General features: G+C 69.1%; 11 protein-coding genes. 1 reads left to right on the plus strand and 10 read right to left on the minus strand.

The window, feature by feature from the left end:
* Window positions 1–330: 330 nt before the first annotated feature.
* From pdxH to Q1W26_RS13300, 3 genes are read right to left on the minus strand one after another with little or no spacing between them, the layout of a single operon-like run.
* A complete protein-coding gene (gene pdxH, locus Q1W26_RS13290; RefSeq protein ID WP_300440941.1) occupies window positions 331–975 on the minus strand; it encodes a pyridoxamine 5'-phosphate oxidase in 645 nt (214 codons plus the stop codon).
* A 55-nt stretch (window positions 976–1,030) separates the two neighbouring features.
* Window positions 1,031–3,679 (minus strand): AAA family ATPase, encoded by a 2,649-nt coding sequence (locus Q1W26_RS13295; protein WP_300440943.1) that lies wholly within the window; start codon window positions 3,677–3,679, stop codon window positions 1,031–1,033.
* Complete coding sequence (locus Q1W26_RS13300; RefSeq protein ID WP_300440945.1) at window positions 3,676–4,842, minus strand: DNA repair exonuclease; 1,167 nt, start codon at window positions 4,840–4,842, stop codon at window positions 3,676–3,678. The genes Q1W26_RS13295 and Q1W26_RS13300 overlap by 4 nt, the downstream gene beginning before the upstream one ends.
* A 117-nt stretch (window positions 4,843–4,959) precedes the next feature.
* Here Q1W26_RS13300 and Q1W26_RS13305 point away from each other — a divergent pair, with 117 nt between their 5' ends.
* Window positions 4,960–5,517: a winged helix DNA-binding protein gene (locus Q1W26_RS13305; protein WP_300440947.1), complete on the plus strand. Its 558-nt coding sequence runs from the start codon at window positions 4,960–4,962 to the stop codon at window positions 5,515–5,517.
* 6 nt (window positions 5,518–5,523) lie between these two features.
* On the opposite strand, the gene Q1W26_RS13310 is transcribed toward Q1W26_RS13305, so the two are convergent.
* The 7 genes from Q1W26_RS13310 to Q1W26_RS13340 form a co-directional block, all read right to left on the minus strand.
* A complete protein-coding gene (locus Q1W26_RS13310; protein WP_300440949.1) occupies window positions 5,524–5,781 on the minus strand; it encodes a SemiSWEET transporter in 258 nt (85 codons plus the stop codon).
* Between the two features lie 2 nt (window positions 5,782–5,783).
* A complete protein-coding gene (locus Q1W26_RS13315; protein WP_300440950.1) occupies window positions 5,784–6,800 on the minus strand; it encodes a 2Fe-2S iron-sulfur cluster-binding protein in 1,017 nt (338 codons plus the stop codon).
* Entirely contained in the window at window positions 6,791–7,123 is a 333-nt protein-coding gene (locus tag Q1W26_RS13320) for a non-heme iron oxygenase ferredoxin subunit (protein ID WP_300440952.1), read from the minus strand. The genes Q1W26_RS13315 and Q1W26_RS13320 overlap by 10 nt, the downstream gene beginning before the upstream one ends.
* A complete protein-coding gene (locus tag Q1W26_RS13325; protein WP_300440953.1) occupies window positions 7,120–7,902 on the minus strand; it encodes an SDR family oxidoreductase in 783 nt (260 codons plus the stop codon). The genes Q1W26_RS13320 and Q1W26_RS13325 overlap by 4 nt, the downstream gene beginning before the upstream one ends.
* A 10-nt stretch (window positions 7,903–7,912) precedes the next feature.
* Window positions 7,913–8,452 carry a flavin reductase family protein gene (locus Q1W26_RS13330; protein ID WP_300440955.1) on the minus strand — a complete coding sequence of 180 codons (540 nt, stop codon included), beginning with the start codon at window positions 8,450–8,452 and terminating at the stop codon, window positions 7,913–7,915.
* Window positions 8,442–9,707: a styrene monooxygenase/indole monooxygenase family protein gene (locus tag Q1W26_RS13335; RefSeq protein ID WP_300440958.1), complete on the minus strand. Its 1,266-nt coding sequence runs from the start codon at window positions 9,705–9,707 to the stop codon at window positions 8,442–8,444. The genes Q1W26_RS13330 and Q1W26_RS13335 overlap by 11 nt, the downstream gene beginning before the upstream one ends.
* 26 nt (window positions 9,708–9,733) lie before the next feature.
* The coding region (locus Q1W26_RS13340) for a nuclear transport factor 2 family protein (RefSeq protein ID WP_300440960.1) at window positions 9,734–10,200 on the minus strand (467 nt) is incomplete at its 5' end.

The raw sequence follows: 10,200 nt of genomic DNA on the forward strand, positions 1-10,200 counted from the left end.
CGCATGTCTGAGCCCGAAGGGCGAGTTTGCGAAGACCCCGCACGGCATCGCCGGAGGGAGGGAACCCCCGAAGGGGGCGCGGCAGCGGGGTACGTTTCTTTGCCTTCTTTCTTGTCGTACAACAAGAAAGAAGGTCGCCCGCCGGGGGCGGAGGCGGGGTTTCGCGGAGCATCGCTCCGCGCCGCCGTAGCCGGCCGGGTGTGCAAACCCGGCCGTGGGAAATCCCGGCCGATGTAAGGTCAAACATCGGAAATCCGTCCCGCAAGGGCTCACCGATTCGCGGTCGAATGGAATGAACCACCAAGGTTCGCGCAACGTGTGGAAAAAGCCCTACGGTGCCAGCCGCGCCTTGTGCCAGGCGCCGTTTTCCAGCTGGTAGGCGATCCGGTCGTGCAGCCGCGAGGCCCGGCCCTGCCAGAACTCCCAGTAGTCCGGCACCAGCCGGTAGCCGCCCCAGTGGGGCGGGCGCGGCGGATTGAGGCCGAACCTGAGCCCGTACTCGGCAGCGCGGGCGACGATGGTGCCGCGGCCAGGAATGGCTTCGCTCTGGGGCGAGGCCCAGGCGCCGATGCGGTGGCTGAGGGGCCGGCTGGCGAAGTAGGTGTCGGATTCTTCGGCGGACACCTTTTCGACGCGGCCTTCGATGCGCACCACCCTTTCGAGTTCGACCCAATGAAACTGCAGCGCGGCAAAAGGCCGGGCTTCGAGTTCGCGGCCCTTGCGGCTGGCGTAGTTGGAATACCAGACGATGCCCCGCTCGTCACAGCCCTTGATCAGCACGATGCGCGACGACGGCCGGCCATCCTCGCCCACCGTGGCAAGGCTCATCGCGTTGGGTTCGGGCAGGCCCTTGGCCAGCGCCTCGCCCAGCCACGCCGAAAACTGGGCCAGGGGCTCGGCGGCGGCAGCCTCTTCGTCGAGGCTGCCGTGCTCGTAGGTTTTGCGCAGGTCGGCAAGCTTGTGGTGGTCGGTCATGGGGTTCTTTCCGGTGGGGAGTGAAGAATAAGGTGGCTGGTCCGGGCCACGTCGCTCACGCCTTGAGGCTTTCGAGGCTGCGCGCCGTCACCCCGAGATCACGCCATTTTTCGGGGTGACAGCTGAACAGCAGAATCTGGTGGCGGGTGGCGGCGTCGAACAGCACGCGTTTCATCTGGGCCAGCCGGGCGGCGTCGCTATGCACCAGCGCGTCGTCCAGGATCACCAGCGTCGGGCGGCCGGCTTCCTTGAGCAGGTCGGCGTAGGCGAGGCGGCTGATCACGCCCATCTGCTCGCGGGCGCCGAAGCTCAGGGTTTCGAAGTCGCCGGTTTCCGGCCCCTGGCTGCCGTTGCGGGTGAGCGGGCCGGGGCTGAGGTTCTCGTCGATTTCGAGGCTGGCCTGCGGAAAGAGCAATTGCAGATAGCGGTTGAGGTGCTTTTGCAGCGGGGCCTGCAGGCGCAGCGTGAGGCTGCGCCGCTTGGCCCTGAGCAGCGTCAGCAGGTGGTCGAGGGCCACCGCGCGGCGGCGCAATTCGGTGCTGCGGCGGCGGGCCTGGGCAAGGTCGCGTTCGATCTCGGCGCGGCGGTCGTCCAGGCCCAGGGCGCCGGCGGCCTGGAGTTCCACGTCGAGCTTGAGCAGCGCATCACGGCGTTCGGCGAAGCGCTTTTCGTGCTGTTCAGCGCTGCGCCGGTAGCGCTCCACGTCCTGCTTCAAAAAATCGGGGCGGGCGGCTTCCACCTGGCGATTCAGGGTTTCGATGCGCGCCGCCAGCGCGGCCTGCTGGGCAAGGGCGTCGGTGAGGCCGGCGTTGGCCGCGGCCAGGCGCGCGGCGCGCTCCGGCACATCGAGCTGGGCCTGGGCCGCGGCGGCTTCGCGGGTGGCGGCGGCGTAGCTGGTGTCCGCGTTGCCGGCGGCGAGGCGGGCCTGGTTGAGCTGTCCGGCGAGCTGCTCGACGGCGTGGCGGGCGGCGTCTTCGGCGCTTTCGGCCTGGGCGATGCCCGGCAGGCTGGCGGCATCGGCCGGGGCCGGCGGCAGCTGGGCGAGGGCGTTTTCGGTTTCCCGCGCGCGGGCGAGCTGGGCGTCGCATTCGCCACGCAGCGCATCCAGGCCGCGCGGGGCCAGCGATTTGAGGCTGGCGGTGGCGGCCCGGATGTCACCCGCCAGCAGGCGCTGGGCCTGGTGACGGGCTTCGGCTGCATCCAGCGAGGCCAGGCCGAGGCGCTGGAGCAGCGCGGACTGGCGGTCGCCAAGTTCGGCCGCCGCGCGGCGCAGGGCCGGCAGGTCGAGCCCGCCGGGGGCAATGGCAAGGCGGCCCAGGCCGGGCAGCTCGATGATCGTGGCGTCCACAAGCTGGCGCTCACTGCTGCCCGACACCGTTTCGTCACCGATCCGGATCGTCTGCCCCTCGTCGAGGGCAAAGCGCAGGCGGGTGGCGGCGGCGGCCTGCTGGATGCGGATTTCGTCCAGCCGGCGCTGCTGCTCGCGCAGGCTGGCGACATCAGAATCGGCGATTTCGGCGCTGGCGGCCTGTTTTTGCAGTTCGCGCAGGCTGGCATTGACGGCTTCGGCCTCGGCCAGGCGGGCCCCCGTGTCGCGGGCCTTCTGGCGCAGCTCGGCGAGCTGGGCGGCGAGGCTGCGCCGGGTGTCTTCCTGGCGGGCCAGGCGCAGGCCGTGGCGGGCGGCTTCGAAACGGGCGGCGGCCTCGGCGTGCTGGCCCTGCCACTGGCCGGCGCGGCGGGTGGCTTCGGCGAGCTGTTCGCGGGCGGTTTCCAGTGCGGCGCGGCGCTGGCGGGCGTCCTGCTCCTGGCCGGCAAAGTTGTCGAGCTGGCTGCGCAGCAGGCGCAGGCGTTCGTCGAACTGGCCGGCCTGCTGGCGGGCGGCGGCGAGTTCGCGCTCCACGTCCTGGATGGCCGTCAGCCGGGCGGCGGCATCTTGTTCGCGGGCGCGAAAATCGCGCCAAGGCTGTTCGGCTTCGTCGGCGGCATGTTCGCGGCGCAGCGCGGCAAGGCTGTCCACCTGGCGGCGGTAGGCCGCAATGTCGGCGTCGGTTGCCTGCAGCGCCGCATCCAGCACGGATTCGTTTTTGAGCGCTTCGGCATAGGCGGCGCGGGGCGCGCTGGTGCTGGCGGTGAGCAGCTCGTTGCGGGCCGCCTCCACCTTCGCCAGCACTTCGTCGCCACCGCTGCTGGCCACCGCACCCAGGGATTCATTGAGCGCCCGGCGCAGGTGGTCGGTGGCATGCAGCACCGGGTCGCGAATGTCATGCGCGGTGCCCTGGGCGATCCACAACAGGCCGGGAATGCCCCAGTGCTCGGCCTTGCTCACACCCTTGTTGGCGTGGCGAAAGCCCAGCAGATCGGCCAGCCGGTCTTCGGCCTCGGCGCCGTCCAGGTGCTGGCGGCCCCATTGCAGCTCGCAGCGCTTCTTGTGCAGGAAGCTCTTGGTGAGGCGGCAGTGCTCGCCGCCCAGATCGAACTCCAGCTCGACGGTGGGCGAGGCCGACGCGTCGCCCCACGGGCGCAATTCATCGACGCTGCCGGAGCGGTGGCGCTCGAAGAAGGCCGCGCGAATCGCCGCGACGATGGTGCTCTTGCCGGCTTCGTTGGGGCCGGTGAACAGGTTGAGGCCGGGTTCGAGGGCGGCGATTTCCAGCGGCCGGCGAAACTGCCTGAACTGCTCGATGCGAAGGCGGGTGAGTTTCATCGGGCGGCTCCCGCGCGGCGTTCGTCGAGCAGGCCGGCCAGCAGGGCCAGTGCGTCGCGGGCGACTTCGCCGTCCGGCCCGTCCTGGCCGGCGCGCAGTTCGGCGAGCACCTCGCCCAGGTAGCCGTCGGCCTGGATGTCGGCGATGTCGTCGTCGGTGGGTTCTAGGCGCAGCGCGGCGAGATCGGCGAGCAGGCTGCGCGCCTTGCCGCGGGCCTTGCCGATGGCCTCAAAAAGGCGTCGATGGCCGGCGAGGTCGGTCTGCCCCGACACATCCAGCTGCACCACGTCAAAGGGGCCGTAAGCCGCGATGCGCTCGACGGCCTGGTCCACATCGCTGGGCACCTGCAGCGTCAGGGTTTCGATCTGCCAGCGGTACTGGCCGCAGGCGATAGGCGTAACCCTGGGCGGCCCGCCCGCGCCGTCCAGCTCCACCAGCAGGGCCTGGCCGGAGTCGTTGGCCTTGAAACGGTCGGTTTCCGGCGTGCCGGCGTACCAGCAGCGCTCATCCACCTGTTTGGTGCCGTGCCAGTCGCCCAGGGCCAGGTAATCGAGCCGGGCCTGCACGGCGCGGCCGGCGGCGATGGGGTTGGACGAGTCGATGCCGTCGGCCAGGATGCCCTGCACGCTGCCGTGGGCCAGGCCGATGCGCGGCAGGCCGGCCGGCGTTTCGGCGCCGGCAAACCACTCGGTGAGATCGGCGTGGGTGATGCGCTGGGTGAGCGGCGCCGGCAGGATGGCCAGCGCGGGGGCAGCCACAATCAGCGGCTCGGGCTTCAGACACAGCGTGACATTCGGCGGAATCGCCCCCAGCCGAAAAGCCCGCGTCCACACCGATTCGGCGAGGCCGGCGTCGTGGTTGCCGGGAATCATCAGCCACGGCCCGGTAAAGCCGGCCATGGCGTGAAACAGGCGGTGGATGGTCTTGTCGGCCACGCCCTGGGCGTCGAACACGTCACCGGCCACCAAGATGGCATCGACGCCTTGATCCGTGGCCAGCCGGGCCAGGCGCTCGATGGTGGTGAAACGGGCTTCGGCCAGAATGGCGGCCTCGTCGGGTTCGAACTGCCCGAAGAGCTTGCCGATCTGCCAGTCGGCGGTGTGCAGGAGCTTGATCACGGAGAGGCGCGCGGAGTCGATCGGTACGGCGGGCGATTGTGACACGTCCGGCGGGTGCGGCGGGCAGGCGCGATTCGGGTTAGATTAGGGTTAGATTCGGGGGCTTCGATGTACCCCGGCATGCCGCCCCATCACGGCAAAAACCACAGGACGAACCCGATCGTGACAGCCCCCCGCAGCGCAGCGCCCGCCAGCCCGCAGGACGCCACCCCCGCAGAACGCCCCTGGCACCTGGCCGCCTCCGATGCGGAGCGGGTCATGGCCGAATTCGAGCACGCCCTGATCTGCCTGAGCGAGGCTTTCGGACGCTACAACCTGCAGGGGCTGGCCGGGGCCTCGGGCGATCTGAGCTTCAGCGGGCAGGACAACATGGTGCTGCACATCATCGCCACCCTGGAGCGCCCCAAAAGCCTGTCGGACATCAGCCGCTTCATGAACCGGGACGACCTGGCCAACATCCAGTACAGCGTGCGCAAGCTGCAAAAGGCCGGCCTGATCGAAAAGGCCAGCGACCGCTCGAACCGCGGCACCACCTACCAGACCACCGCCGACGGCCGGGAGCTGGTGGAAGCCTTCGTGGCCCGGCGCCGCGAGCTGGTGCTCGGCCCGGCCGAGGAGATGGAGCAACTGCGTGAGCAGCTACGCGGCGCAACCAAGGTGATGAGCCACTTCATCGGCCTGTACGATCAGGCCGCGCGGGTCATGACGACCCGCAGTTGATGCGCCTCAGTCGCCGAAGCGCCGCTTCATGGCCAGAATCACCAGCGCCAGCACCAGGATCACGCCGTTGGTGAGCACCAGGGGCAGGGCGCCGCGGCGCAGGCCGTAAACAATCCACAGGCCCACGCCGGCGATCAGCACGGCGTACATCGCCCACGACACGTCGCGGGCACTGCGGCTTTTCCAGATCTGCCAGGCCTGGGGCAGAAAGGCGGCGGTGCTGAGGCAGCCCGCCACCGCGCCGATGATGTCATCAGTTTCCATTATCAAAAAAACCGGTCGAAGTGGATGCGCTCGGGCGGCAGCTTGTGGGTGAGCTGCAGCAACTGTTGCAGGGCTTCGACCATGGGCGGCGGCCCGGCGAGATAGAACTCGGCGCTGCCAAGGCGCTCACCGAGGGTGGATTCCACCAGTTGATGAATCGGCCCGATCTGGCCCGACCAGCCGGCGCGGTGGGCCGCGTCGGCATCCGACACCGCGGCGTGGTAGTGGATGGCCTCGCCAAAGCCGGGCAGGGCGGCCAGTTCCGGCTGGCCGCAAATGTCGGCCGGGGTGCGTCCGCCGTAGAAGAAATCCACCCGGCGCCCCGCCAGCGACGGTTCGGCCGCCACGCCGCGCGCCACCGACAGCATCGGCGCGAGCCCCGAACCGCCGGCGATGCAGACAATGTCGCGCGGGCTGTCGGTGCGCAGCCAGGCCATGCCGTAAGGGCCGTCGAGGCCGATTTCGGCACCGGGGGCGAGCTGCGAAAACAAGGCTTCGGACGCGCCACCACCAATCACCCGGCGGATGCGGAAGTGCCATTCACCCGCCCCATTGGGCAGATTGGCCATCGAATAGGCGCGCTCCCGGTCAAGGCCGGGCAACGCCAGCATGGCGTACTGGCCGGGCAGAAAGTCGGCCGGCGCATCGCTGCGAAAGACAAATTCGCGGATGTCGTGGGTGATGTCATTCACCGCGGCCAGCCGCGCCGTGCGCCTGGCCGGGCGCACTACGGGCTCGATGCGCGGGTCGAGGCGCAGGCGGATGCGGGCATCGCCCAGCGGCCGGGTCTGGCACGCCAGCACGCGGCCCTTGCGGCGGTCGCGGTCGGAAAGCCCCGGCGCCTCGGGCCACTGGTCGGCCACTTCGCCTTCGATCACCTCGCAGCGGCAGCAGCCGCAGGCCCCCACGCCGCACTCGTAGGGCATGCCGAGCCCGGCCCTGAGGCCGGCGCGCAGCAGGGTGTCGCCGGGAGCGCAGTCGAAGACGGCGTCCTGCGCGTCGATTTCGATTACGGGCATGCCGCCTCCGTTTCGTCGATGGCGGCGTAGATGGCTTCGTCCTTCACTTCGACGCGGTAGATGCGCAGCGGAATCGAGCACGGCGCGCCGGCCGGGCGGCCGGTGGCGATCTCGAAAGCGCCCTGGTGGTAGGGGCATTCCACGACGCCGTCGTCGCAGTCGATCTCGCCGTCGCACAGCGACGCTTCGCCGTGGGTGCAGGTGTCGTCGGTGACGTAGAAGCGCCCGTCGAGGTTGAACACCGCCAGCGGCGGGCGGTCGGCGAGTTCGATCCGGTGGCAGCCGCCGGCCGGAACGTCGCGGGTTGTGCACAGTTGTTTCATGACATCAGTTCCGTGATGGGGGAGAGGCCCTGCTCGGGGCCGAGGGCCGCGTAGCCGCCATCCACCGCGAGGTTGGTGCCGGTGATGAAGCGGGCGTGGTCCGAGCACAGAAAGAGCACGGCGTCGGCCACTTCGGCCGGGTCGCCGATCCGGCCCAGCATGTGAAAAGGCTTGGCAACGGCATTGACCTTGTCCCGGTCGCCGCCGGAAATCTGGTCGAGGATGCCGGACCAGGTCCAGCCGGGGGACACCGCATTCACGCGGATGCCGTCCGCCGCCAGGTCGAGGGCCGCGCTGCGGGTGAATTGCAGCACCGCGGCCTTGGTGGCCGGGTAAGTCCAGCGGCCGGCCTGGGCCACGCCGGCGCTGGTGGAGCCGAAGTTGACCACCGTACCGCCGTTTTTCAGGTGCGGCCGGCAGGCGCGCAAAAACATCACCGCGCCAAAAACGTTGATCGCGAAGGCCTTTTCCCAGTCTTCGCGGGGCGAATCGAAGCCGTTGTCCACGTAGGCCGCAGCCACGTTGACCAGGCAGTCGACGCCTCCGAAGGCCTTGAGCGTGGCTGCCACGCAGGCCTCGATGTCGGCGTCGCGGGTCACGTCGGTGGCGATGAAACGGCAGCATTCGCCCAGTTCGGTGGCCAGTGCGGTGCCGCCGCGGGTGTCGATGTCGGCGATCACCACCCGCGCGCCTTCAGCCACGAAGGCACGGGCCACAGCCGCGCCGATGAGGGTGGCGCCGCCGCTGACGATGACCACCTTGTCCTTGAGTCCCTTCATCGTGTCTCCTTCAGCCGGCCAGCGCCGGCTCCATGGGTGAGGCCGCGCCAAGGCGGCCCTGGCAGAACAGCAGCGGCGTGCGATCGCTCCAGCGGTAGCGCAGCACGCGACCGAGCAGGATCAGGTGGTCGCCGCCCGGATAGACCGCTTCGAGCGCGCATTCGAACTGAGCCACGGTGCCCGGCAGCAAGGGAACGCCGCCCTCGCCGGCAGCCGTGTCGAGGCCGTCGAACTTGTCGGGCACCGGGCGGCCGAAGCGGCTGCACAGCTCGATCTGCTCGTCGGCCAGCACGTTCACCGCAAAGTGGCTGCCATCCCGGAAGGCGGCGAGATTGGGCGAACGTTCCGACAGGCTCCACAGGATCAGCGGCGGGTCCATCGACACGGAGTTGAAGGAGCTGGCAGTGAGGCCCACCTGGCGGCCGTCCGGCGTCACGGTGGTGACCACCGTGACACCGGTGGCAAAGCTGCCGAGGGCCTTCCTGAGCGTTTTCGGATCGCCGCCGGCGGCATCGCCCTGCCAGCGGCTGGAGGCGGAATCAGGCTGCACAGAGTTCCACCCTTTCCGCCACGAAACGTCTGGCTTCGTCCAGATCGGCAATCCACGGCCAGTAGTTGCGCGGGTTGTCGAAGCAGCGCATGAAGGCGTCGGCCACCGGCGGATTCACCGAGGCAGCGCCCAGCACTTCCATCACCGGGGCGCCGGGCGGCTTGAGCAGCGCATTGGTGAAAGCGGTGGTGTACATCGCCGATTCGTTCCAGAAGGTGTCGAAGGTGTCATTCATCCAGGCTTCGTCGAAGGCCCCGTTGCCGCGGGCGACGATGCTCGAAACCAGGTGGCGCACCATGCGCGCGGCGTTGTTGGAGCCCTGGCCGGCGATCGGGTCGTTGAGCACCGCGGTGTCGCCGATGGCCATCACCGACTTGCCGGACGGCAGGCGTCCGACCGGTTTCCTTACGGTGGGCACGAAAGCGCCCTTGAGCCAGGCGTCGGCGTCGGTGAGTTCGGCGCCGTCGAGGTGGTGCAGGTCATCCGGGGCAAGCTCGGCGATCACCTGGCGGGCAATTTCGAGCATCTCGGCGCCATCCTTCGCGTCCTGGAAACGGTCCAGCGGGCCGCCGGGAATCGCTTCGAACAGAAAGCTGCGGCATTCGCCACGGGTGTGGGTGTAGAAGGGCAGCGAGAAATATTCGCCGGCGCCGGCAATGAAGTTGAAGCGCAGCGGGCGGAAGGGCACGCGCTGCCAGGGACGGTCGCCGAGCATCTTGGGGCCGGTGAGCAGCATTGCGGCCAGGTTGCGCGGCGGGGCGAGGTGTTCGCTGCGTTCGTCGTCGCGGGCAAAGAAGGCGTTGATCTGGCCCTTGCCGGCGGCCACCAGGGTGAGATCGCTTTCAGCGGCGATTTTTTCGAGGTCGGCCACCGATACGGCCTGCACCACGAGCTTGCCGCCGCGGCGGGGAAACTCCTGCAGCCAGCGCGAAAACTTGGTGCGCTGGTCCAGCGCCTGGCCCTGCAGCTCGCCAAGGCGGCCCTGCACGGTGAGGCCGATGCTGCCGTCCGGACCGCGGAAATCCACGTGCATGCCTTCGCCGTAAGGCACCAGGTCTTCCCAGAAATTGAGGCCGAGTTCGCGTTCGACGGCCAGGCTGCTGTCGAACATGAATGCGGTGCTGGGGATGCGGCTGTTGAGCACCTGTTCGGCGCTGCGGTCGGTGTAGAGGGTGACCGAGTAGCCCTTGTCGAGCAGGGCGAAACCGAGCAAGAGGCCGCACTGGCCGCCTCCGATCAAAGAAATCTTGCGCATGTTCTGTGTCCTCGTGTCGATTGGGGTCAGGCTGCCGGCGGCAGGGTTTTCCAGCCGTCTGCGTGGGGGCTGATGAGCTTCAGGTGCAGCTTTACGTGGGTGAAACGCCAACCTTTCCGGCCCTTGCGCAGCCGGCTTTCATACCAGCCGCCGATCCAGTTGGCCTCGCCGTCGGCCATCCGCGCCAGCTCCCACAGATACCAGTGGCAGCGGGCGTGACGGCCGTCGGGGTCGGGCTCGATCAGCGGCGAAACCATGTAGTGCAGCGACCAGTGGATGCCTTCGCGGCCGATCCGGGCCAGCTCGGCGGCGATCTCGGCGCGGCCCCGGTAATGGCCGAAGCCTTCGCAGGCCCACTCGGCATCGGCGGCAAACAGCGGCCCGAGGATGTCCGGATCGTTGTTGCGATCGGCACCCAGGGCGTAGCGGGCCACCAGCGCGCGGATCGCCTCGATGTCTTCAAGGCGGGTGAGGCGCAGGGCGAGATCGGCGG

This window comes from Zoogloea sp. (assembly GCF_030157465.1).
Lineage (GTDB): Bacteria > Pseudomonadota > Gammaproteobacteria > Burkholderiales > Rhodocyclaceae > Zoogloea.